The 23,286-nt window shown below is 72.8% G+C and carries 20 protein-coding genes, 1 tRNA gene and 1 riboswitch; of the genes, 13 read left to right on the top strand and 8 right to left on the bottom strand.

What is annotated here, in order from left to right:
• The first annotated feature begins 64 nt into the window (after nucleotides 1–64).
• Complete coding sequence (locus tag LPA42_RS13360) at nucleotides 65–481, top strand: hypothetical protein (protein WP_077935414.1); 417 nt, start codon at nucleotides 65–67, stop codon at nucleotides 479–481.
• Here the strand turns inward: LPA42_RS13360 and LPA42_RS13355 are convergent.
• From LPA42_RS13355 to LPA42_RS13340, 4 genes are all read right to left on the bottom strand, one after another.
• Nucleotides 446–1,048, bottom strand: a complete 603-nt coding sequence (locus LPA42_RS13355) for a hypothetical protein (RefSeq protein ID WP_077935412.1) — start codon at nucleotides 1,046–1,048, stop codon at nucleotides 446–448. The genes LPA42_RS13360 and LPA42_RS13355 overlap by 36 nt on opposite strands.
• Before the next feature lie 92 nt (nucleotides 1,049–1,140).
• Entirely contained in the window at nucleotides 1,141–1,947 is an 807-nt protein-coding gene (locus tag LPA42_RS13350; RefSeq protein ID WP_077935415.1) for a WecB/TagA/CpsF family glycosyltransferase, read from the bottom strand.
• Nucleotides 1,944–3,017 (bottom strand): NAD-dependent epimerase/dehydratase family protein, encoded by a 1,074-nt coding sequence (locus tag LPA42_RS13345; RefSeq protein WP_043963666.1) that lies wholly within the window; start codon nucleotides 3,015–3,017, stop codon nucleotides 1,944–1,946. The genes LPA42_RS13350 and LPA42_RS13345 overlap by 4 nt, the downstream gene beginning before the upstream one ends.
• Nucleotides 3,018–3,145: 128 nt before the next feature.
• A tRNA-Leu gene (locus LPA42_RS13340) sits at nucleotides 3,146–3,231 on the bottom strand.
• A gap of 207 nt (nucleotides 3,232–3,438) precedes the next feature.
• On the opposite strand from LPA42_RS13340, the gene LPA42_RS13335 reads away from it, so the two are divergent.
• From LPA42_RS13335 to pknB, 7 genes are read left to right on the top strand one after another with little or no spacing between them, the layout of a single operon-like run.
• Nucleotides 3,439–4,239 carry a DUF3662 and FHA domain-containing protein gene (locus tag LPA42_RS13335; protein WP_043961072.1) on the top strand — a complete coding sequence of 267 codons (801 nt, stop codon included), beginning with the start codon at nucleotides 3,439–3,441 and terminating at the stop codon, nucleotides 4,237–4,239.
• Between the two features lie 6 nt (nucleotides 4,240–4,245).
• Nucleotides 4,246–4,734, top strand: a complete 489-nt coding sequence (locus LPA42_RS13330; protein WP_074475676.1) for an FHA domain-containing protein — start codon at nucleotides 4,246–4,248, stop codon at nucleotides 4,732–4,734.
• Nucleotides 4,731–6,155 carry a PP2C family serine/threonine-protein phosphatase gene (locus tag LPA42_RS13325; RefSeq protein ID WP_228986588.1) on the top strand — a complete coding sequence of 475 codons (1,425 nt, stop codon included), beginning with the start codon at nucleotides 4,731–4,733 and terminating at the stop codon, nucleotides 6,153–6,155. The genes LPA42_RS13330 and LPA42_RS13325 overlap by 4 nt, the downstream gene beginning before the upstream one ends.
• 30 nt (nucleotides 6,156–6,185) lie before the next feature.
• The gene (locus LPA42_RS13320; RefSeq protein WP_077935416.1) at nucleotides 6,186–7,679 is read left to right on the top strand and encodes an FtsW/RodA/SpoVE family cell cycle protein; all 1,494 of its coding nucleotides are present in this window, start codon (nucleotides 6,186–6,188) and stop codon (nucleotides 7,677–7,679) included.
• Entirely contained in the window at nucleotides 7,676–9,181 is a 1,506-nt protein-coding gene (locus LPA42_RS13315) for a penicillin-binding protein 2 (protein WP_077935417.1), read from the top strand. Before LPA42_RS13320 ends, LPA42_RS13315 begins: the two co-directional genes overlap by 4 nt.
• A gap of 1 nt (nucleotide 9,182) precedes the next feature.
• A complete protein-coding gene (locus LPA42_RS13310) occupies nucleotides 9,183–10,655 on the top strand; it encodes a serine/threonine-protein kinase (protein ID WP_228986587.1) in 1,473 nt (490 codons plus the stop codon).
• A complete protein-coding gene (gene pknB / locus LPA42_RS13305; protein ID WP_077935419.1) occupies nucleotides 10,652–12,478 on the top strand; it encodes a Stk1 family PASTA domain-containing Ser/Thr kinase in 1,827 nt (608 codons plus the stop codon). The genes LPA42_RS13310 and pknB overlap by 4 nt, the downstream gene beginning before the upstream one ends.
• Nucleotides 12,479–12,638: 160 nt before the next feature.
• On the opposite strand, the gene LPA42_RS13300 is transcribed toward pknB, so the two are convergent.
• The 4 genes from LPA42_RS13300 to LPA42_RS13285 all read right to left on the bottom strand — a co-directional run bounded on the left by LPA42_RS13300 (nucleotide 12,639) and on the right by LPA42_RS13285 (nucleotide 16,283).
• The gene (locus tag LPA42_RS13300) at nucleotides 12,639–13,289 is read right to left on the bottom strand and encodes an aminodeoxychorismate/anthranilate synthase component II (RefSeq protein WP_077935420.1); all 651 of its coding nucleotides are present in this window, start codon (nucleotides 13,287–13,289) and stop codon (nucleotides 12,639–12,641) included.
• Nucleotides 13,290–13,291: 2 nt separating this feature from the next.
• Nucleotides 13,292–13,570, bottom strand: a complete 279-nt coding sequence (locus tag LPA42_RS13295) for a hypothetical protein (protein ID WP_043961080.1) — start codon at nucleotides 13,568–13,570, stop codon at nucleotides 13,292–13,294.
• A gap of 2 nt (nucleotides 13,571–13,572) precedes the next feature.
• A complete protein-coding gene (locus LPA42_RS13290) occupies nucleotides 13,573–15,210 on the bottom strand; it encodes a class E sortase (RefSeq protein WP_228986586.1) in 1,638 nt (545 codons plus the stop codon).
• A 266-nt stretch (nucleotides 15,211–15,476) separates the two neighbouring features.
• Nucleotides 15,477–16,283, bottom strand: coding sequence for a DUF881 domain-containing protein (locus LPA42_RS13285; RefSeq protein ID WP_077935422.1), 807 nt, complete (start codon nucleotides 16,281–16,283; stop codon nucleotides 15,477–15,479).
• Between the two features lie 228 nt (nucleotides 16,284–16,511).
• Between LPA42_RS13285 and LPA42_RS13280 the strand changes: the two genes are divergently transcribed.
• The 5 genes from LPA42_RS13280 (at nucleotide 16,512) to LPA42_RS13260 (ending at nucleotide 22,929) form a co-directional block, all read left to right on the top strand.
• Nucleotides 16,512–16,775: a cell division protein CrgA gene (locus LPA42_RS13280; protein ID WP_043961083.1), complete on the top strand. Its 264-nt coding sequence runs from the start codon at nucleotides 16,512–16,514 to the stop codon at nucleotides 16,773–16,775.
• Between the two features lie 323 nt (nucleotides 16,776–17,098).
• Nucleotides 17,099–19,294 (top strand): (Fe-S)-binding protein, encoded by a 2,196-nt coding sequence (locus tag LPA42_RS13275; RefSeq protein WP_077935423.1) that lies wholly within the window; start codon nucleotides 17,099–17,101, stop codon nucleotides 19,292–19,294.
• A gap of 104 nt (nucleotides 19,295–19,398) precedes the next feature.
• On the top strand, nucleotides 19,399–20,709 hold the full coding sequence (locus LPA42_RS13270; protein WP_043963668.1) for a hemolysin family protein: 1,311 nt from the start codon (nucleotides 19,399–19,401) through the stop codon (nucleotides 20,707–20,709).
• A complete protein-coding gene (locus LPA42_RS13265; protein WP_043961086.1) occupies nucleotides 20,702–21,703 on the top strand; it encodes a hemolysin family protein in 1,002 nt (333 codons plus the stop codon). The genes LPA42_RS13270 and LPA42_RS13265 overlap by 8 nt, the downstream gene beginning before the upstream one ends.
• 209 nt (nucleotides 21,704–21,912) lie before the next feature.
• Nucleotides 21,913–22,929: an NlpC/P60 family protein gene (locus tag LPA42_RS13260; RefSeq protein WP_077935424.1), complete on the top strand. Its 1,017-nt coding sequence runs from the start codon at nucleotides 21,913–21,915 to the stop codon at nucleotides 22,927–22,929.
• A gap of 210 nt (nucleotides 22,930–23,139) precedes the next feature.
• Nucleotides 23,140–23,280: riboswitch (cyclic di-AMP (ydaO/yuaA leader) on the top strand.
• Nucleotides 23,281–23,286 lie beyond the last annotated feature (6 nt).

The following is a 23,286-nucleotide window of genomic DNA, read 5'->3' as shown; positions in this document are numbered from 1 at the left end:
CCGGACCAGCTACCGGAACGGCAACGGCCACCCGGATCGGCACCCGAGCGAGGCAGGCGAGACGATGACGACGATCGGTTCAGAGAACCTCACCAACGGTCCGGGCAAGCCGGAGCGGTTCGGCGGGAAATACCGCGGGGCCCGCCGGGACACCGTCCTGACGGAGGTCGTCTCCACCGATTCCGAGATCGGCAGCCGGGACGACGGCCCGACCGCCCTTGACCAGGCCGTCCCGCCGCTGTCGCTGCCGTCGCTGGACCCGAACCCGCTGACCGAGCCGTCGTTCCCGCCGTCGGGCTGGTCGGCCGGCCCGTCGGCCACCGACTCCCTGGTCGACCACCCGCTGCTGCGCGGGCTGCTGCTGGAGCTGCCACCCAAGGGCAGCGTGCCGCCGCCCGGCTGGCTGGACCGCTGGTTCGAGGCGACCCGGGCGATCCTGGAACTGCTATACGTGCAGGGCGGCGCTGGCCGCTCGCGCTGACCCGGGCTGCCGGGTCACCGCCCGCTCGGCGAGGCGGCTGTGGCGCAGCGCCTGGCGTACCCCGATCGCGGCGACGCCCAGCGCGGCCACGGTGACGGCGGCGCCGGTGGTGCCGGGCCCGGCGAAGAGGTCGAGGCCGCTGGCCGACAGCACCCCCGGCACGGTGGCCAGGCCGGTGGCCTGGAGCGGCAGGCCGATCAGCGGATGCGCCGCGGCGGCCCGCAGCCCGTGCGGGGCCGGCGTCTCCGGCGCGGCGGCGAACGCCCCCGCACCGGCCCACAGCCGGCGCACCCGGCGGGCCGTGACGACCGCCACCAGCAGCGCGGGGGCGGCGGCCAGTGCCAGGCCGGCGGCGGCCCGGTCGATCGTGCCGGTGCCGGCGCTGGTCAGCCCGACGGCGAGCACGGCCGCCGTCAGGCCGAGGCCGGTCACCGTCAGGGCGAGCAACCATCCGGTACGCCGCCGCAGCGCGCGGGCGCGGTGCGGCCGGGGCAGCCGCTCGGCGAGGAGACCCGCGGCCAGCCACACGCCGGCGATCGGCAACAGCACGATGAGATGCCCGTCCATGCCGTCAGCCTTGCCCAGTTCGACGCCCGCCGAATCCGGGTCGGCCCCCTGTTCGTCCCGCAGGCCCGTCCCGTAGGGGTCGCGCGGGCGGCCTAGACGGCGAAGGTGGCGGGGCGCTCGGTGGCCGGGGTCGGCGGCTTCGCCTTCCACAGGCCGGTCTTCTGCGCCGCCAGCCGGGCCAGGTATGCCGGGTTGAGGATGACGTACCGCCGCCAGAGGCGCTTCGGCTCCAGGCCGAGCCGCCAGAACCACTCCAGGCCGGCCCGCTGCATCCACGGCGGCGGGTTGCGCAGCAGCCCCGCGTGGTAGTCGAAGGCCGCCCCGACGGCCATCATCGGCATGTCCAGCAGCGGGCGCATCGCGTACGTGAAGATCTCCTGCCGGGGGCAGCCGAGCCCCACCAGGACGAGCCGGGCCCCGCTGGACCGGATCCGGTCGGCGATCTCGGCGTCCTCGCCGGGCTGCACGGCGCGGAACTTCGACGGCTCCACCCCGGCGATCTTCAGCGCCGGGAACATCCGCTCCAGGGCGGGGATCAGCCGCGCCAGCGTCTCCTCCGTCGAGCCGTACAGGTAGACCGGCAGGCCCTCCTCGGCGAAGCGGCGCAGCACGTGCAGGGTCAGCAGCGGGCCGTAGACCCGGTCGGCCAGGTTGGCGTGGTGCAGCAGGTTGAGCGCCCAGCGCACCGGCTGCCCGTCCGGGGTGACCACGTCGAACGAGTTGAGCCGGGCGTTGTGGGCCGGGTCGAGCACCCCGGTCATCACCCCGTGCACGGCGAGCGCGGTGAGCGCCAGCGGACGCCGCTCGTGCGCCGCCGCCACCACCCGCTCGGTCGCGGTGGCGTAGTCGGTGGCGTCGACGAGGACGCCGAGAACGTTGCGCTTGCTGCCGTCGGTCATGCCCCGGGCACCCACTTGTCCACGTTGGCCTCGTAGATCTCGCGCATGATCATCGGCACGTCGTAGACCTGCTTCCAGTCCGGGTAGTCGGCCTGGAACGCCTCGTTGGAGCCGATCCACCACTTGTGGTCGCCGATCCGGTTCGCCTCGACGTACTCGGTGATCATCTCCTGGCCGGTGATCTGCTCGGCCAGGGCGAACGCCTCCCGGTTGGAGGTGTTGGAGTGCCGGCCGCCGCCGAGGTTGTAGACGGCCGCCGAGCGCGGGTTGCGGAAGAACGCCTCGAACGCCGACACCACGTCCGAGCTGTGGATCGCGTCCCGGACCTGCTTGCCCTGGTAGCCGAAGATCTTGTACGTCCGGCGCTCCATGTTCGCGCGCATCACGTACCCGAGGAAGCCGTGCAGCTCGGTCGCGGAGTGCGCCGGGCCGGTCAGCGTGCCGCCCCGGAAGCAGGCGGTGCGCATCCCGAAGTAGCGGCCGTATTCCTGCACCATCACGTCGGCGGCGACCTTCGACGCGCCGAAGACCGAGTGCAGGCAGGCGTCGATCGACATGTCCTCGCGGATGCCCTGCTCGTACGGGTGCCCCGGCTCGATCTCCCAGCGGGACTCCAGCTCGACCAGCGGGAGGCTGTTGGGGCGGTCGCCGTACACCTTGTTGGTCGAGCAGTGGATCACCGGCGCCTCGATGCAGTGCTCGCGCACGTTCTGCAGCACGTTGAGGGTGCCGCCGGCGTTGACGTCGAAGTCGGTGAACGGGTCGCGCACCGCCCAGTCGTGCGAGGGCTGCGCGGCGGTGTGGATCACCACGGCGATGTCGCGGCCGTACCGGGCGAAGAGCTTCGCCAGCGAGTCGCGGTCGCGGATGTCGATGCTGTGGTGCGCGTACGCCCCGCCGAGCTCCTCGGCCAGCCGCCGGACGTTCCACGCGGTCGACGCCTCGGCGCCGAAGAACTCCTGCCGCATGTCGTTGTCGATGCCGACGACGTCGAGGCCGAGGCCGGCGAAGTGCCGGACCGCCTCGGAACCGATCAGGCCGCCCGACCCGGTCACCAACGCGACACTCACACGCCACTCCTGGTCCATCGGAGGCAGGGAAACGATCGGAGCATAGCGTGACGTCCGGCACCCACCGGATGGGACGCCGGGCCCCACGGAACGGCGAAAGGGCCCCGCGTTCCGCGGAGCCCTCGCTCTGGTGGGGAAGGGGGGAGTTGAACCCCCACGCCCTTTCGGGCACACGGACCTGAACCGTGCGCGTCTGCCATTCCGCCACTTCCCCGTGGCTTGACCCGGAACACTTTAACCTGCCCCGGATCCGCTGTCCCCAGCGGCCCGGCACATCCTACGGCGTCCCTGGCCTGCGCCGCGACCGGTTACCGTTCGTGGCGGACGAAACTGTAGCACGGGGGAAAGGGCCCGTTCGAACGGGCCGGCGACGGCCGGCCGAGCGGCGTGTGAGCTGCGCGCGCGCCGGCCGGATACCATCATGTCCTCGGGACCCGAGGAGGAGCCGGTGAGCGTGCTGCAACGCTTCGAGAAGCGTCTGGAAGGCCTGGTGGAGGGAGCCTTCGCCAAGGTCTTCAAAGGGGTGGTCCACCCCGTGGAGATCCTCAACGCCATGCAGCGGGAGGCCGAGGCGCACAAGGCGATCCTGGCCGGCGGGCGCACGTTGGTGCCCAACCGCTACGTGATCGATCTCTCGCCCTACGACCACAACCGCCTGGCGCCGTACGCCGCCGCCCTGGCCCAGGAGCTGGCCCAGTCGCAGGCGGAGTTCATCGGCGAGCAGGCCTGGACGGTCTACGGCGACGTGATCGTCGAGATCGAGCGCGGCGAGGGCCTCGACACCGGCATGTTCCGGGTCACCGCCGAGGTCTACACCGGCGGCGACGTGGCACCGGTGTCCGCGCCGGGCTACGACCAGGGCGGCTACGACGCCGGCCCCGCCTATCCGGCGTACGACCAGGGCGGCGGCTACGGTCCCCCGCCGGGGCACGGCGGTGGGCGCAACGTCCGGCTGGTCTCCGGCGACGGCCGCACCTACCCGCTCCAGATGGGCTCGACCGTGATCGGCCGGGGCGACCAGGCCAACTTGCGCCTGCCCGACGTCGGGATCTCCCGCCGACACGCCCGGCTGGACTTCGACGGTGGTCAGGTCGTGCTGACCGACCTCGGCTCGACCAACGGCACGATGGTCAACGGCCAGCGGGTCTCCGCCGTCGCGCTCAACCCCGGCGACATGATCCAGCTCGGCACCACCACCCTGACCTTCCGCGTGGACGGCTGATCCGCCTTGCCGGAACTCGTCATCACCGTCGCCCGGTTCGGGTTCCTGATCCTGCTGTGGATCTTCGTCTTCACGGTGGTCGGCGTCATCCGCCGGGACCTGTTCGCCGGCGCCCGGTCGGGCCGGCTGGTGGCCGCGCCCCGGGCCGTGGGCGCCTCGACCGGCCAGCCGCAGGCCAAGCCGGCCAAGGCGAAGCGGGGCAGGGCCGCGCACCAGCTGGTGGTGACCGCCGGTCAGCTCGCCGGCACCCGGATCACCCTGGGCGAGGCGCAGATCACCATCGGTCGGGCCGAGGATTCGACCCTCGTCATCACCGACGACTACGCGTCGGCGCGACACGCCCGGCTCGTGCCCCGCGACGGGCAGTGGTTCGTCGAGGACCTCGGATCGACTAACGGCACCTACCTCGATCGCGCTAAGGTCACCGGACCAACCCCCGTCCCCCTCGGCGTGCCGATCCGCATCGGGCGCACCTCTCTCGAATTACGGCCATGACTCTGACCCTGCGCTATGCGGCCCACAGCGACCGCGGTCTGATCCGAGACGGTAACCAGGATTCCGTCTACGCCGGGCCGCGGCTTCTCGCCGTCGCCGACGGCATGGGCGGCATGGCCGCCGGTGACGTCGCCAGCAACATCGTCATCGGTGCCATGGCGCCGCTCGACGAGGACGTCCCCGGTGACGCCCTGGTCGACGCGTTGCGTTCGGCCGTGGGCACCGCCAACCAGCAGCTCCGCGACACCGTGGACGCCAACCCGCAGTTGGAGGGGATGGGCACCACGCTGACCGCGACCCTCTTCTCCGGCACCAAGCTCGGCATGGTCCACATCGGCGACTCGCGGGCCTACCTCCTGCGCAACGGCGAGTTCGCGCAGATCACCAAGGACGACACCTACGTCCAGATGCTCGTCGACGAGGGCCGGATCAGCGCCGAGGAGGCGAGCAGCCACCCCCAGCGCTCGCTGCTCACCCGGGCGCTCGACGGCCGCGACATCGACCCGGAATACAGCGTCCGGCAGGTGCTCCCCGGCGACCGCTACCTGATCTGCAGCGACGGCCTCTCCGGCGTGGTGAGCGCCGAGACCATCGCCGACACCATGCGGGAATACACCGACCCGCAGCAGTGCGTCGAGCGGCTCGTCCAGCTCGCGCTGCGCGGCGGCGGCCCGGACAACATCACGGTGATCATCGCCGACGCCACCGACCGGGACATCGTCGAGGCGAGCCCGATCGTCGGCGGCGCCGCCGCCCGGGACCGGGGCATGGCCACCTCCGCCGACGTCTCCACCCCCGCCGCCCGCGCCTCCGCGCTCTCCGCCCCCCGGCCGCCCGCCCCCGAGGAGCCGGCCGACGACGACGGCGACGACGACCGCCCGAAGCGCCGCCCGCTGCGCACCGCGGCGATGACCCTCGCCCTGCTGGTCATCCTCGGCGGCGCGCTGCTCGGCGGATGGACGTACACGCAGCGGCAGTACTACGTGGGCGCCACCGAGGACGGCCGGGTGGCCGTGTTCCGGGGCGTGCAGGGGCAGATCGCGGGCCTCGACCTCTCCGCCGAGCACTCCGTCAGCCCCGCCCGGCTCGACGACCTCACCCTCGCCGCGCAGGAGCAGGTCAAGCAGGGCATCCCGGCCCGCGACGAGCCCGACGCCGAGCGCCGGCTGGCCGAGCTGACCAGCGACGACCCGCTGAACCCCAACCTGAAGCCGATCTGCCAGCCGACCCCGACGCCGACCCCCGAGGCGACGACGCCGGAGCCCACGAGGTCCCCGGTCAAGCCGGGGGCGACCCGTACGGCCTCCGGCAGCGCCCGACCCGTCGACACCCCGACCCCCGCGCCCACCGAGACGCCCGACGTGCTGCCCTCCGACACGGTTCCGCCGGCCGACCCGGCCGGGTGCCGGTCGCCGGAGTGAGCGTCGGCTGAGAAACCCGAGGACACCTCCGTGACCGCAGCCGCCGCACCGGCCGCCTCGCCCGCAACGACGGGCGAGCAGCCCGGCGTACGCCTGGCCCGGTCGCGGCGCAACGCCGAACTGTCGTTGCTGCTGCTGGCCCTGGTGATCGTCGCCGCGTACGGCGCGACGGTGGAGGCGACCGTGCTCGACACGGTCACCCCGGACTTCTGGGTCCCCACCGCCGTGCTGGCGGGCGTCTTCCTCGCCCTGCACGTCGTCATCCGGTACCTGGCCCCCTACGCCGACCCGGCCCTGCTGCCGGCGGTGGCGCTGCTCAACGGCATCGGGGTGGGCTTCCTGCGCCGGCTCGACCTGGCCCGGGCCGCCCCCGCCGACCGGGAGTCGCTGGCGATCTTCGCCGGCAACGGCGGTCGCCAGTTCGCCTGGACGCTGGCGTCGGTGATGCTGGCCGCCGGCCTGCTGGCGCTGATGCGCGACCACCGGTCGGTCTCCCGGTACGCCTACACGCTGGGCCTCGCCGGCATCGTGCTGGTGATGATCCCGGCGGTGCTGCCGGCGAAATACTCGGAGATCTACGGCGCGAAGCTGTGGATCATCGTGCCCGGGGTGGGGCAGATCCAGCCGGGTGAGTTCGCCAAGCTCGCGCTGCTCGCCTTCTTCGCCTACTACCTGGTGCGCAAGCGCGAGGTGCTGTCGCTGGCCAGCCACCGGTTCCTCGGCATCGACTTCCCGCGCGGGCGGGACCTGGGGCCGGTGCTCGCGGTCTGGGCGCTGAGCGTGCTGGTGCTCGTCTTCGAGAAGGACCTGGGCACCTCGCTGCTCTACTTCGGCATGTTCGTGGTGACGCTCTACATCGCCACCGAACGGGTGAGCTGGCTGCTCATCGGCCTGATCCTGTTCTTCGGCGGCGCCTACCTCGCGTACGTGCTCGGCGGCGTCGTCGGCGGGCCGTTCGCCAACTTCCACCTGCGGGCCCAGATCTGGCTGGACCCGTTCGCCGACCCCTACCAGGACGGCTACCAGCTCGTCCAGGGCCTGCTGGCGCTGGGCAGCGGCGGCCTGTTCGGCGCGGGGCCGGGCGGCGGGGAGCCGCTGGAGATCCCCGAGGTGCAGAACGACTTCATCTTCGCCGGCATCGGCGAGGAGATCGGGCTGTTCGGCCTCTCCGCGCTGCTGGTGGTCTATCTGCTCATCGTGGAGCGGGGCCTGCGGGCCGCGCTCGCCGTGCGGGACTCGTTCGGCAAGCTGCTCGCCGGGGGCCTCGCCTTCACCCTCGGCCTGCAGGTCTTCGTGATCGTCGGCGGGATCAGCAAGCTCATCCCGCTGACCGGTCAGACCACCCCGTTCCTCTCCGCCGGTGGCTCGTCGCTGATGGCGAACTGGCTGCTCATCGCGGTGCTGCTGCGGGTCTCCGACGCGGCCCGCCGCCCGGTGACCGGTGGTGGTGGCCCGGCGGCCCGACCAGGGGGCGGCCCACCCGAGCAGTTGCACGGTGCCCCCACGGAGGTGATCCGGCCGTGAACGCACCCCTGCGCCGCGTCGGTGTCGTCGCGATGGTCCTGTTCGGTCTGCTCTTCGCGAACCTGAACTGGATCCAGGCCTACAAGGCCGACGAATACCGCAACAGCGACTACAACGGCCGGGTCCAGGTGGCCGAGTACGAGCGCAAGCGCGGCAACATCGAGGCCGGCGGCACGGCGCTCGCCACCAGCAAGGAGACGGGCGGCAAGCTGCGGTTCCTGCGCACCTACCCCGGCGGCGAGAAATACGCGCACGTCCTCGGCTACAAGCCGGTCAACCTCGGCGACACCGGCATCGAGCGGGTCGAGAACGACTTCCTCGCCGGCACCAGCGACGCGCTGATCGCCAACCGGATCAAGGACATGTTCACCGGCGACGAGACGGGCGGCGGCAACGTGCTGCTGACCCTCTCCAAGCGGGCCCAGGACGCCGCGTTCAACGGGCTGTCCAACAACCAGGTCGGGGCGAAGAAGGGCGCGGCGATCGCGTTCGACCCGCGCACCGGCGCGGTGCAGGCGCTGGTCTCCATGCCCAGCTTCGACCCGAACCCGCTGGCCAGCCACGACACGGACGAGGCGACGGCGGCGTACAACAAGCTGGAGAGCGCCGAGGGCGGCCCGCTGAAGAACCGGGCGCTGTCGGAGGTGCTGCCCCCGGGCTCCACCTTCAAGATCGTGGTGGCCGCCGCCGCGCTGGAGAACGGCATCGGCAAGAACACCCAGATCTCGGCCGGCCCCAGCTACACCCCGCCGACCTCGGGCACCCCGATCCGCAACGCGGTGCCGTCGATCTGCCCGGAGTCCGAGGTCAGCCTGATCAGCGCGGTCACCGAGTCCTGCAACACGGGCTTCGCCAAGCTCGGCGTGGAGCTCGGCGCGGACACGGTGAAGGAGAAGGCCCGCCAGTTCGGCTTCGAGCAGGACGACCTGACCGTCGGCCAGCTCGGCGAGGGCGGGCTGCCGGTGGCGGCCAGCCGCACCGGGGCCATGCAGGGCCCCGACGGCAGCACCGACCCGGCCGCGCTGGCCCAGTCCTCCATCGGTCAGCGGGACGTCAAGATGACCCCGTTGCAGGGGGCCCTGATCGCCGGCGCGGTCGCCAACGGCGGCAGCCAGATGCGGCCCTACCTGGTGCGGCAGCTCCTCGCACCGGACCGCACCACCAGCTACTACACGGCCAAGCCGCGCGAGCTGCGCCAGCCGGTCAGCGGGCAGGTCGCGTCGGACCTGCGCGACATGATGGTGAGCGTGGTGGAGAACGGCACCGGCCGCAACGCGAAGTTCAACGGCTACACCGTCGGCGGCAAGACCGGCACGGCCCAGTCGGGCCCGCAGACCCCTGACCACGGCTGGTTCATCGGCTTCGCCCTGGATTCGAAGGGCACCCCGGTCTCCGCGGTCTGCGTGGTACTGGAGGAGGCGGGCAGCGGCGGCAGCGCCGAGGCGGCCCGGATCGCCGGCAAGATCATGCAGGCGGCGGCCGCCGACTCCGGGGGGCGCTGACATGCTCAGCCCCGGGGTCCAGCTCGGCAACCGCTACCGCCTCGACGAGCGGATCGCCAGCGGCGGCATGGGCGACGTGTGGCGCGGCACCGACCAGGTGCTCGGCCGCACGGTCGCCGTGAAGAGCCTCCTCCCGGCGCTGCTCGACGACCCCGACTTCGCCGAGCGCTTCCGCGGCGAGGCCCGCACCATGGCCACGATCAACCACCCCGGCGTGGTTGACGTCTACGACTTCGGCAACGACCAGCAGATCGCCTTCCTGGTGATGGAATACGTCGAGGGCGACGCGCTCTCCTCGACGCTGGGCCGGGTCGGCCGGCTCACCCCGGCTCGCACCATGGCCCTGCTCGCCCAGGCCGCCGACGCGCTGCACGCGGCGCACTGCAAGGGCATCGTGCACCGCGACGTGAAGCCCGGAAACCTGCTGGTCCGGCCCAACGGCACCCTCGTGCTGACCGACTTCGGCATCGCCCGGTCGGAGCTGGTCGCCCAGCTCACCGCCGCCGGCTCGGTGCTCGGCACCGCCTCCTACATCTCCCCCGAGCAGGCCACCGGCGCGGTGGCCACGCCCGCCTCCGACGTCTACGCCCTCGGCGTGGTCGCCTACCAGTGCCTGGCCGGCCGGCGGCCGTTCGAGGGCGACAATCCGCTGGAAATCGCCATGAAGCACGTCCGGGACACCCCCCGGCCGCTGCCGGCGGACATCCCGCCCCCGGTGCGGGCCATCGTCGAGCGGGCCATGGCGAAGGACCCGGCCGCCCGCTGGCCCAGCGCCGCCGCCCTCGCCGGGGTGGCCCGGCAGGCGAAGCTCGCGCTGGGGCAGCAGTCCCGTGGCGGCGGCCACGTCGGGCAGGTCTCCGCCGCCCCGGCGTCCCCGGCCGGCCCGCAGGCGCGCGCCCAGGTGCCGCCCGCGTCCCGGCAGCAGCCCCGGCCGCCCGCGGTGGCGCAGCGCCCGGTGCCGACCTCCGGCCCGCCGCAGCAGCGCCCGGTCCCGGCGTCGGCCCCGCCGCAGCCGCGTCCCCCGGTCACCCACCAGCCCCGCCCGCCGGTGGTGCACCAGCAGCCCCACCCGCCGGCCGGCGTGCCCCGTCCACCGGTGGCCAACCAGCCGGCCTACCCGCGCGGCGCGGCGACCGTGCCGCCGCCGGCCCCGGTCCACCAGGCCAACCCCCTCGCGTACGCCCGCCAGCCCGGCCCGCCCCCGGCCCCGCCGCAGCGGTCCAGGTCAGGGGCGGTTTGGCTGTTCATCCTGGTGGCCACACTGGTCCTGCTCTGCTCCGGCGTGATTTCCTACAACCTGCGGAAGAATGCGGCAGCCGGTGACCCCGGCGGGTCCGGTGCCCGGGCCGTGGCGTCCGGCGCGCTGCAGGCCGGTGGGCGCGACGATCCGTCCGGGACGCCGTACCGTCGAGTGGAACGACTCCTGCCGGGCGGCGGCGAGACGACGACGAGCGAAGGACGACAGACGCGATGACAGCGCAGGCCCGCCTGCTCGGTGGCAGGTATCAGGTCGGCGAGCTGCTCGGCTACGGCGGCATGGCCGAGGTGCACCGCGGCCGTGACCTCCGGCTCGGTCGCGACGTCGCGATCAAGATGCTCCGGGCCGATCTGGCCCGCGACGCCACCTTCCAGATGCGGTTCCGGCGGGAGGCGCAGAACGCCGCCTCGCTCAACCACCCGGCCATCGTCGCGGTCTACGACACCGGCGAGGAGACGGGGCCGACCGGCGAGACGCTGCCGTTCATCGTGATGGAGTTCGTCAACGGGCGGACCCTCAAGGAGGTGCTCGGCGTCGAGGGGCGGCTCCAGCCGCGCCGGGCGCTGGAGATCTGCGCCGACATGTGCGCCGCGCTGGAGTTCAGCCACCGGCACGGGATCATCCACCGCGACATCAAGCCCGGCAACGTCATGCTCACCCAGACCGGCCAGGTCAAGGTGATGGACTTCGGCATCGCCCGGGCGTTGGCCTCCGGCGCCACCACGATGACGCAGACCAGCGCGGTCATCGGCACGGCGCAATACCTCTCGCCCGAGCAGGCGCGCGGCGAGGCGGTCGACGCCCGCTCCGACGTGTACGCCGGCGGCTGCGTGCTGTTCGAGCTGCTCTGCGGCCACCCGCCGTTCGTCGGGGACAGCCCGGTCAGCGTGGCGTACCAGCACGTGCGGGAGGCCCCGCCGACGCCGAGCGACATCAACCCCGACGTCAACCCCGCCGTCGACGCGATCGTGCTCAAGGCGCTGTCGAAGAACCCCCTCAACCGCTACCAGAGCGCCGGCGAGATGCGGGCCGACCTGCTCCGCGCGGCGGCCGGCCGGCCGGTGCTCGCCACCCCGGTGATGCGCGAGGCCGAGACCGCGCCGATGTCGGCCGCCGGGTCGGGCTACCCGACCCAGGTCGTCGGCGGCGCGGCCACCCGGCAGCAGATGCCGGCCCGGGTCGGCGACCCGCGCCAGCGCCGGGCGTCCTCCTGGGTGATCGCCACCTTCGCCGCGCTCGGCGTGCTCGCGGTCATCGCCCTGGTCACCGCCTACCTGATGAGCCAGGGCGGCACCGAGAAGATCGCTGTCCCCGACCTGACGGGCCAGACCCAGGCGGCGGCGGTGGCCCAGCTCGAACAGGCCGGCCTGGTCCCCGCCGTCGGTGACCCGATCGCCAACAGCACCTGCAAGAAGGACACCGTCGCGGCGCAGAACCCCCCGCCCACCGCCCAGCTGGAGAAGGGCCGGGGCGTCACCATCCAGCTCTGCTCCGGCAAGCCGGAGGTCACGATCCCCAACGGGCTGGTTGGCTCCCAGTTCGACAACGTCGAGCAGCAGCTCGAGGCCCTCAAGCTGAAGGTCAACAAGAAGGAGGTCAGCAGCTCCTCGCCGGAGGGGATCGTCACGAACGTCTCCCCGAAGTCCGGCACCAAGGTCGCCGAGGAGAGCACCGTGACCGTGGAGGTCTCCCGGGGCAACGTCCGGCAGGTGCCGAACGTCGTCGGCTCCTCGGCCGACGACGCCAAGCGCGAGCTGGAGCAGGCCGGTTACGTGGTGAAGATCGTCGACGGCGACGAGGTCCCCGCCGACCAGGCCGGCAAGGTGTCCGGTCAGAACCCCCGGGGCGGCACGGAGCTGGAGCGGGGCAAGCGGGTCACCATCGAGGTCGACATCCCCGAGCCCACCCCCGACCCGACCGAGCCGACGGGCAACCCGCCCGTCACGCCCACGCCGACCCCGCCGATCGACGGCGGGGGTGGCGGCAACGGCGGCGGCTTGCCCTTCCCGACCCCGCCGGTCCGCCTCAACCAGGACTGACGCCGGCCGAGGCTCGTCGATCAACGCGTTCGCCGACAGACGAGCGCGTTGATCCACACCATGCTGGCGACATGGCGCCATCCTTCGAGCCTGGATCGCCCCATGTCGCCGACAGGCCGCTCCCAGCTCGCGCCGCCCAGCGCGGGGAACCGGGAGCCGGTCAGGCGGCGGCGAAGGCGGCGAGACGGCGCGCGTCCACCTCGGCGGCCAGCGCCGGGGCGCGCTCCAGCGCCTCCGGGTGGCCGCAGGCGGCGAGCCAGTTCGCCAGCATCAGGTGACCGCCCTCGGTCAGCACCGACTCCGGGTGGAACTGGACGCCCTCGATCGGCAGGGTGCGGTGCCGCATCGCCATCACCACCCCCGAGCCCGTCCAGCCGGTGACCTCCAGCTCCTCGGGCAGGGTCTCGGGCAGCACGGCGAGCGAGTGGTAGCGGGTCGCGGTGAACGGATCCGGCAGGCCGGCGAGCACCCCGACGCCGCGGTGGGTGACCTCGGAGGTCTTGCCGTGCAGCAGCTCGGGGGCGCGGGCCACGGTGGCACCGAACGCCTCGCCGATGGCCTGGTGCCCCAGGCAGACGCCGAAGATCGGCAGCTCGCCCGCGTACCGGCGGATGACGTCGAGGCAGATGCCGGCGCGGTCGGGGCTGCCCGGCCCCGGGGAGAGCAGGACGCCGGCCGCGCCGACCCGCCCCACCTCCTCGACGTCGATCTCGTCGTTGCGCCGCACCTCGCAGTCCACCCCGAGCTGGCCGAGATACTGCACGAGGTTGAAGACGAACGAGTCGTAGTTGTCGATCACCAGGACGCGCATCGTCACCTGCTCGGAGAGGGGGGCGGGGTGTTGTTCTGCTCGGTGTCGTACGGCAGGTCGTGCTCGTCGCCGGCCGGCGGGGCGTTGCCGTCCACGCCCGAGCCGCCGCCCGGCACCCCGGAGTCCTGGGTGACCTGCACGTCGTCGAAGGGGAGCAGCGGCTCCGCCCACGGGAAGACCACATACCAGAGCAGGGCCACCGTGGCGGTGGCCAGCAGCAGTGAGCCGATCAGCTTGCCGGGCACGCCCAGCGGAAGCTTGCGCCAGATCCAGGCGTACATCGTCAGCCCCCCAGCTCCGCCGGTTGACCCGCCGACTTGGGCTGCGTACGGGTTAGCTCGGCGTGCACGATCAGGCGCTGGTAGTTGTCGAACTTCGGGTTGCAGGTGGTCAGCGTGAGCACCTTCTTCGTCGGCTTCGCGTCCGGCTGCATCGGCACCGGAGCGACGACCTCGACCTGGTTGGGCTTGACGATGCGCGACTTGTAGACCTGGTAGACGTACCACTCGGTCTTGCCCTCGACGACGATCGCGTCGCCCGGGTTCAGCTCGTCCAGCCGCCAGAAGGTCGCCCGGTTGCGGTGGCCGGCGACGGAGAAGTTGCCCACCTCGCCGGGCATCGCGCTGTCCGGGTAGTGGCCCGGGGCGTACCGGATGTCCTGCTGGGTGACCCCCTCGACCACGACCCAGTTCTTGTCGAGCTTCGGGATGTAGAGCCCGGCGATGGGCTTGCCGTGCGCCGGCGGCTTCGGCTTCGCCGACGCGCTCGCGCTGGGAGCCACGGTCGGGTCGCCGGTGGGACCCCACGCCTGGGCGAGCTGGTTGCTGAGGTCGTTCTGGTGGGCGTCGACGATGGCCGACTTGCCCCACACCTCGTAGCCGGCGAAGAGGAGTACCACCAGGCCGAAGGTGATCAGCAGCTCGCCGGTGAACCGGACCCCGGTGCGCAACCGGCTCCAGAACGTCGGGCGGGTGAGGTCGGAGTAGACGCTCTTGTAGCCCTCGTCGGTCTGCTCGGCCCGGAGCTGGACCACCCGCTCGCCGCGCCGCGGCCGGGGCGGCTCGGCCGGCTCCCCGTCGGTGGCGGCCTCGTCGCCGTTGTCGGGCAGGCGCGGCACCGCGCCCATCAGCGCGGTCGCGTCGGGGGCCGGAGGTCGAGGGGGCACCGCCGGGATGACGGCGGTGGCCGCCGGGTCGACGGGGTGACCAGGGCTGCCGCCCGGCGGAACCGGACGCCCCGCCCCGGGGGACACCGGAGCGGGCGACACCGGGCCGGTGCGGTCGACCGCCCCGGGCGGCGGGGTGCCGTGCGGCGGGGTGCCGGGTTGGCGGTCCGCGGCGGGCGGCACCGGGCCGGGGCGGCGGTCCGCAGGGGGACGGTTGACCGCGTCGGGCGGCGCGGTGCCCGGGAAGCCGGACCCACGGGAGAAAGGTGCCCCGGAGCGGTCGGCGGCGCGCGCCTCGATCGGGGGGAGGAAGGCCGTGGGACCGTCGGTGTCGGTCGCCGGACGGGGCGCGGGCCTGAGCTCGGCCGGGCGGTGACCCGGCCCGAACCCGGCGTCGCCGTCGACAGGCCGTCGCTCGTACGGTGCCCGCCCGGGCTCGGCGCCGTTGCCCGAGGGACGTCCGTACGGCGTCTGGTCGGGCTCGGCCGCCGGCCGGCGGGCCGGGGCGTCCACGGGCGGTCGCGCGGCCGGGGCCTGCGGGGGAGCGCCCATCGGGGGGTGGGCCGGGGCCGGTGGCCCGGATGCGGGCCGCTGCGGGGTGCCGGCGAACCAGTCGGTGCCGCGCCCGGGGTCCGGGGCCGGTGCGGGCCGCTGCTGGGCGCGGGGCCCGGCCAGGGGCGGGGCCGCCTCCGCGGGTGCCCGGCCGGGCGTCGCCGGCCGCTGGGCGTGGGGCACCGCCGGGCGGGGCGTCAGCACGGGCGTGGGCCAGGGACCGGTCGGGCCGGGCCGCTCCGGGCGGGACGGGTCCGGCGGAGCGGCGGCCACCGCGTCGGCGGCAGCCGGGCCAGGTGCGGTCGGGCCAGGACCCGTCGGGCCAGGATTAGCCACGCCAGGGGCGGTCGGGTGGGGGGACGCCGGCCCACGGGCGGCCGGTTCGGCGCGGTCGAGCCTGGGGAGGAAGGCCGTGTCCTCCTCCTGCCGGCCCCGGTGCTGGCCGTCCCAGCCGTCGTCGGGCCTCCGGGTCACCGGGGCACCGTCGCCGCGCGCAGGGCTGTCGAGTCCTCGAACGCCGGCACCGTGACCGTCGAGACGGTCTCCCGGTAGCCCAGCTGGAAGTCGTTGACCGCGCCCTTGAACATCTGCACTCCCTCAGACGCGGCGAGGGCCTGCCGGAGCGCAGCGGGGTCGCCGATTGCAACGATCTTGAATGGAGGGGAGTACACCCGCCCATGGAGCAGCAGGGTGTTACCTACGCAGCGTACCGCGCTGGTGGCGAGGACGCGGACGTTCATGATTGACATCGCCTCCGCGCCGCCGGCCCAGAGCGCGTTCACCACGGCCTGCACGTCCTGCTGGTGGACGACCAGGTCGTCGTTGGTGGCGCCGTCGGGCAGCTCCTGGTCCGCGCGCCGTACGGCGTCGTTCAGCTCGACCGTGACGCCTGTCCCGGTGAGCGCGGTGAACCCGGCGTCCTGCCGGCTGGCGGCGGCGCGGTCCCGCTGCTCCCTGATCGGGCCGTCGGAATCGGCCAGGGTCGCCGTCTCCTCCTCGACCTCGGCCCGGAGCTGGGCGGCCCGGCGCTCGCTCGCGGCGACCTGCACCCGGCGGTCCTCGATGAGCTGGGTGAGCTGGGGTCGGCGGTCCTCGCGCAGCGCGGTGCCGCCGGCGGTCGTCGCGGTGGTGGTGAACAGCAGCCCGGCCGCGGCGGCGATCAGCGGCACGCCGATCGACCAGCCCGGACGCCGCTGCCGGGGACGCCGGGGCAGGAGGCCGACGACCGCCCGGCGGAGAACCTTCTGCCAGGAGGCCGCGCCGGACGTGTACTCCACCGAGCGCTCCTTCCGCGTCGTCTCGTGTCGGCCCGCGACGACGCGGGCCGGTGCGGCGACCCGAACAGTCCCGCCTTTTTCGGTCACTCCGTGCATCGGCCTGACCCCATTCATGGCTTGAACGGGTCATCCGGACTACGCTAGCTGTCGAACATTATTGGCCATGGACCGTCGCCCCCGCGCCCGGTTGTCAGGCCGGACGAGGTCGTCACCCCTCTGGAGAGCGTCGTGCCCAAGTCTCAGGTCCGCAAGAAGAAGGTGTACACCCCGCCGACGGACGTGCGTCCGACGGCGACGGCGGCGACGCGCAAGCCTAGCCCGGTCTGGCTGCCGGTCACGGCGGTCGCCCTGATCGTCGCTGGCATCGGCTGGCTGGTGGTCTACTACCTCTCCGAGCAGGAATACCCGGTCATGTCGTGGGGTTACTGGAACCTCGCGGTGGGCTTCGGCGCGATGGTCGCCTCCCTGGTCCTGCTCTCCCGCTGGCGCTGACCCCGCGGGCCCGGCCGTCACCTGCCGGGCTGGAGCCTGACCCCCGGCCTGCCTTCCGGCACGATCCACGCCACCCCGCCGGGCCCCTGCCCGGCGTTTCGGCGGCGGGCACCCTATGGTGTCCGCAGGGCGGCGCGGCTCAGCTGCGAGATGACTCACGTTACTGTCGGGTAACTCTCGCGTAGGCTGCACTGCATGACCGAGCGGAGCGAGGTCATCGACCGGTCCGGTCGGGGTGCGACGAAGGCGCTGCGCCGGTCGCGCCCCTGACCCGGCCCGGCCGCCGAGCCGCTCGACAGGCAGCAGACCGGGAGGCCAACTCGATGGGCAGCGTCCAGATCGTCACCACGATCCTCGCGGCCGCCATCACCGCCGTGGCGGTGTGGCTTGCGGTACGCGCGGTCATGAAGATCGTGGCAGTCGTCCGGTTGGGCCAGCCCGCCCCGGAGCGGTTCGCCGACCGGGGCACCCGCACGAAGACGATGCTGGCCGAGACCGCCGGCCACACCAGGATGCTCCGCTGGAGCGTGGTCGGCGCCGCGCACTGGTTCGTCATGGTCGGCTTCATCGTGCTGTCGCTGCTGGTCCTGGAGGCATACTTCGAGGTCGTCTCCCCGACCGGCGGCCTGCCGCTGATCGGCGGCCTGGCGGTCTACGGCCTGGTCACCGAGCTGATCGCGGTGCTCGGCACGGTCGGCATCCTGGTCCTGATCGCGATCCGGGTCCGCAACCGGCCCTCCCGGCCGGGAGGGCGCTCCCGGTTCACCGGCTCGACCATGTGGCAGGGCTACTTCGTCGAGGCCGTGGTCCTCGCCGTGCTGATCATGGGCTTCGTGATCCGGGGCTTCAAGGTGGCCACCGACCACTTCGAGTACCCGCTGTGGGCCACCCCGGTCAGCCACGCCGTCGGCGCGCTGCTGCCCGACTGGTCGGCCGGCGTCAGCATCGCCGCCCTCATCAAGATCGCCATCTCGATGACCTGGCTGATCGTCATCGCGCTCAACGTCACGATGGGCGTCGCCTGGCACCGGTTCCTCGCCTTCTTCAACATCTTCTTCAAGCGCGACCCGGGCCGGGCCGGCTCCGGCCTCGGCGCGCTGCGGCCCATGATGAGCCAGGGCAAGCCCCTCGACTTCGAGGAGGCCGACCCGGAGAAAGACCAGTTCGGCGTCGCCCAGGTCGAGCAGTTCACCTGGAAGGGCCTGCTCGACTTCAGCACCTGCACCGAGTGCGGGCGGTGCCAGTCGCAGTGCCCGGCCTGGAACACCGGCAAGCCGCTGTCGCCGAAGCTGCTCGTGCTCAGCCTGCGCGACCACGCGTACGCCAAGGCCCCGTACCTGCTGGCCGGCGGCGGCAAGGACCTCACCGGCGAGGAGAAGGCCACCGCCGCCCAGCTCGCCCACGTGGACGTGCTGGCGCTCGCCGAGGCCGAGAAGCCGCTGATCGGCGGTGCCGAGGACGGCGGCATCATCGACCCGGACGTGCTCTGGTCCTGCACCACCTGCGGCGCGTGCGTCGAGCAGTGCCCCGTCGACATCGAGCACGTCGACCACATCGTCGACATGCGCCGCTACCAGGTGCTGATCGAGTCGAGCTTCCCGTCCGAGGCCGGCGTCATGCTGCGCAACCTGGAGAACAAGGGCAACCCCTGGGGCGCACCGCAGAACACCCGCGAGGACTGGACCAAGGGGCTCGGCTTCGAGGTGCCGCGCGTCGGCGAGGTCGACGACTTCGAATACCTGTTCTGGGTCGGCTGCGCCGGAGCGTTCGAGGACCGGGCCAAGAAGACCACCCGGGCGGTCGCGACCCTGCTCAACGAGGCCGGCGTCTCCTTCGCCATCCTCGGTGAGGGCGAGACCTGCACCGGCGACCCGGCCCGCCGGATCGGCAACGAGTTCGTCTTCCAGATGCTCGCCCAGCAGAACGTCGAGACGCTGAACGAGGCGTTCGACGGCCGGGAGAAGAGCAAGCGCAAGATCGTCGCGACCTGCCCGCACTGCTTCAACACCCTCGGCAACGAGTACGGGCAGCTCGGCGGCGAGTTCGAGGTGGTGCACCACACCCAGCTCCTGGCCCACCTGGTCAGCGCCGGCAAGCTCACCCCGGTGCAGCCGGTCGACGGCGGCGTCACCTACCACGACCCCTGCTACCTGGGACGGCACAACCGGGTCTTCGCCGCCCCGCGCGAGGTCCTCGGCGATTCCGTCCAGGGCGAGATCGTCGAGATGCCGCGCAACAGCGAGCGCTCCTTCTGCTGCGGCGCCGGCGGCGCCCGGATGTGGATGGAGGAGAAGATCGGCAAGCGGATCAACGTGGACCGGGTCGAGGAGGCCATGTCCACCGGGGCGAGGACCATCGCGGTCGGCTGCCCGTTCTGCTCGACGATGCTCAACGACGGCGTCAACGGCAAGGGGGCCGGTGAGCAGGTCGAGGTCGTCGACGTCGCCAGCGTGCTGCTCCGCTCGCTCAAGCCGGCCGACGCCGCCGGCGAGAAGGAGACCGCCACCTCCGGCAGCTGACCCGACGAGGCCGGTGCCGCGCGTAGTGATGTGCGGCCCGGCCCGTCGTGGAACAATCCTGCCGAGGTGAACCGATCATCGACAGTCTTCTGGTTGCCACGGTGTTGCCCCTGGTCGGCTTCGTGCTGCTGACCGCGGGCAACGCGTTCTTCGTAGCGGCCGAGTTCGCCCTGGTCACGGTGGACCGGCCGGAGATCGACCGACGGGCCGCCGCCGGCGACGGCGCGGCCAGGACGGTCCGCCGCGCGCTGCACGAGCTGTCCTTCCAGCTCTCCGGTGCCCAGCTCGGCATCACCATCACCGCCCTGCTCACCGGATACCTGGCCGAGCCGGCCCTGGCCCGGCTGTTCGCCCCGGCGCTGCACCCGCTGGGGCCGGCGGCCGACCGGTTCACCCCGTTCCTCGCCCTGGCCCTGGCGACCCTGCTGTCCATGCTCTTCGGCGAGCTGGTGCCGAAGAACCTGGCGCTGGCCCGGCCGATGCCCGCCGCGCTGGCCACCGCCCGGGGGATGCGCGGCTTCTCCCGGACGTTCGGGTGGCTGATCCGGGGGCTGAACAACTCGGCGAACACGCTGGTCCGCCGGCTCGGGGTGGAACCGCAGGAGGAGCTGGCCAGCGCCCGGTCCCCCGAGGAGTTGGGCCTGCTGGCCGCGATCTCGGCCCGCGCCGGCGCGCTCCCGCCGGACACCGCGATGCTGCTGCGGCGCACCATCCGCTTCGGCGACAAGCGGGCGGCCGAGGCGATGACCCCCAGGGTGGACGTGATCGCGCTGCGCGCCACGGCGAGCGTCGCCGAGCTGCTGACCCTCGCCCAGCACACCGGCCGGACCAGGTTCCCCGTCTTCGAGGAGACCCTCGACCTGGTCACCGGCGTCGCGGCGGTGCCGGACGCGCTGGGCGTACCGCTGGCGAACCGGGCCCGGACGACCGTCGCGTCGGTCGCCCGGGAGCCCGTGTACGTGCCGGAGAGCCTCGACCTCGACGGCGTCCTGGCCGCCCTCAAGGCTGCCAACGCGGACCTGGCCATCGTCGTCGACGAGTACGGCGGCACCGACGGCGTGGTGACCGTGGAGGACCTGGTGGAGGAGCTGGTCGGGGAGATCGCCGACGAGTTCGACCCGGACGCGGTCGACGACGTCGGGCCGGTCGAGCTGACCGTGCCGGGCGGCGAGCGGACCGTCCTGGTCGACGGGGTGCTCCGCGAGGACGAACTGGTCGAGCAGACCGGCTTCCGGCTCCCCGAGGGCCCCTACGAGACGCTCGGCGGCTTCCTGATGGCCCGGCTCGGGCACATCCCGGTGGCCGGCGAGACGGTCGAGGAGGGCGGGTACGAGTTCACCGTGGTCGAGGTGGAGCGGCACCGGATCGAACAGGTGCGGGTGCTGCGCCCGGAGGAGCCCGGGGACGATGCCTGAACTGCTGGTAACCGTGCTGCTGCTGCTCGGCAACGCGTTCTTCGTCGGCAGCGAGTTCGCGCTGATCGCCTCCCGGCGGACGGTGATCGAACCCCTGGCGGCCGGCTCGAAGCGGGCCCGCTGGGCGCTGTCGGCGATGAACCAGATCCCGCTGATGATCGCCGGGGCGCAGCTCGGCATCACCATCTGCTCGCTGGGCCTCGGCGCGATCGCCGAACCGGCGCTGGCCCACCTGATCGAGCCGCTGTTCCACGCGCTGGGCCTGCCCGACGGTGCCGTGCACCCGTTGGCGTTCCTGATCGCCCTCGGCGTGGTGGTCTTCCTTCACACCGTGGTCGGCGAGATGGTGCCGAAGAACATCACCCTGGCCGGGCCGGAGCCGTCGGCGCTCTGGCTGGGCCCGGCGATGCTGGCGTTCTGCACGGCGACCAAGCCGCTGCTGCTGGCCATGAAGTGGGCGTCGCGGCAGGTCCTGCGGATCTGGCGGGTCGAGGCGACGGACGCGGTCAAGACGGTGTTCACCGCCGAGGAACTGGCCGGTCTCGTGTCGCAGGCCCGGACGGAGGGGCTGCTCGACGCCGAGGAGCACGCCCGGATCACCGGGGCGCTCGCGCTGCACACCCGCACGGCGGCGGACGCCCTGCAACCCTGGTCGACGGTGACCACAGTGGCCGAGGACGTGTCGCCGGCCTCGCTGGAGGTGCTGGCCACCCGGACCGGCAGGTCCCGCTTCCCGGTGGTGCAGCGTGCCACCCGCCGGGTGCTCGGCTTCGTGCACGTCAAGGACGTCCTCGGGTACGCGGGGGCGGAGCGCCGCGCCCCCGTGCCGGCCGGGGTCTACCACCCGCTGGCCGTGGTGCCGCCGGACCGTACGCTGGCCGACCTGCTGCTGTCGATGCGCCGCGAGCGGCGGCACATGGTGCTGGTGAGCGACGGCCGCCGCCCGCTCGGGGTGGTGACGCTCGACGACGTGCTGACGGCCATCGTCGGCTGACGGACCGGCCGCCACGGTGCCCGTCTTCTCCGTCGTCGCCGCGCGGCCCACACCCGTTGTGCAGGAAGGGTTTGCGGGGCGTCACGGTGTGCCGACCCGCCTTGATTCCTCGCGCGGGACTCCCCTAATGTGAGGCGCTGACCGCTGTGGGTCGTCTGCCTCGATCTTCCCTCTCGCGAGGCGCCCGGCGGTCGGTTGCGAAGGAGTCGGTGCCGGTGGCAACCATGCCCCCTCATCGTCATGCCCCGGAACGGTCAACCGCTCGCCCGGGTGGTGCCCGCCGTTTCGCACGCCGCCTGCTCACCTTGGTCGCGGCGGTCGCCGTCGGCGCCGGGACACTGACCGCGCCCGCGTACGCCGAGCCGTCGGTGGACGAGATCGAGGCGCAGATCGACAAGCAGTGGGAGCAGCTTGAGCCCACCATCGAGCAATACAACAAGGTCCGCGCCCAGCTCAAGGTGAACCGCGAGAAGGCGGCGGAGGTGCAGAAGAAGATCGAGCCGCTGGCGCTTGAGACAGAGCTGGCGATGAACCGCGTCGGCGACCTCGCCTCCCGCTACTACATCTCCGGCCCGTCGCAGGACATCGGCGCGCTGCTGGTCAGCACCAAGCCGGGCACCCTCGCCGAGCAGCTGACCATCCTGGACCGGCTGGCCGCGCAGGAGCGCAAGCAGGTCGAGGGCGTGCTCGCCGTCCGGGCGAAGTACGACACCGAGAAGCAGAAGCTCGACACGCTCATCGTCTCCCAGGAGAAGCAGACCAAGGAACTGGCGGCGAAGAAGACCAAGATCAACGGTGAGATCAAGCGGCTCCAGGCGTCGATGCCGAAGACCGTGGTGTCCACCGAGGGCTGCCCGACGGTCACCGGCGTGGTCAGCGCCGCTGCCCGCACCGCCATCAAGACCGCCTGCGCCCAGGTCGGCGACCCGTACGTCTGGGGTGCCACCGGCCCGAACTCGTTCGACTGCTCCGGCCTGACCCAGTTCGCCTACAAGGCGGCCGGGATCCACCTGACCCACTTCACCGGCGCCCAGTGGAACGAGGGCCGCGCCATCCCGCGTTCCGAGGCCCGCCCCGGTGACCTGGTGTTCTTCTTCAGCGACCTGCACCACGTCGGCCTCTACATCGGCAACGACAAGATGGTGCACGCGCCCCGCGCCGGCAAGCCGGTCAACGTGAGCAGCATCAACACCATGCCGGTGGCCGGCTTCCGCCGACCCGGCTGACCCGGCCCGGCCCCCGCGAAGGCCGCGCCGCGCAGCACCACCCGCAGGCCCCCGGTCACCAGACCGGGGGCCTTCGCCGTGCGGCGGACATCGACGCCGGCCACGGGCCTGTACGGTGTGTCACGGCCGGTCGGGTTGCGGATCGATGGCGATCGTCTCTACTCTGGCCAATTGTCGGCCGGTAGCTGCACCGCCCAGCCGGGCGGTGACGGTGCGACACCGCCGAGTCGCCTCCGGGCGAGCCGGGGACCCAGGTACGCCGGGGTGAATCCGCAGCAGCGCTGCGGTAGGGCGCTCTCCCTTCCCGCCCGAACCCGTCAGCTAACCCGGTAGGCGGTAGAGGAAGAAGGAGAACGG

It is taken from the genome of Micromonospora sp. DH13 (genome assembly GCF_020873825.1).
GTDB classification, from domain to species: Bacteria; Actinomycetota; Actinomycetes; order Mycobacteriales; family Micromonosporaceae; genus Micromonospora; species Micromonospora haikouensis.
Note: the sequence above shows the minus strand (reverse complement) of the source record. Positions and strands in the feature narration are given on the sequence as shown.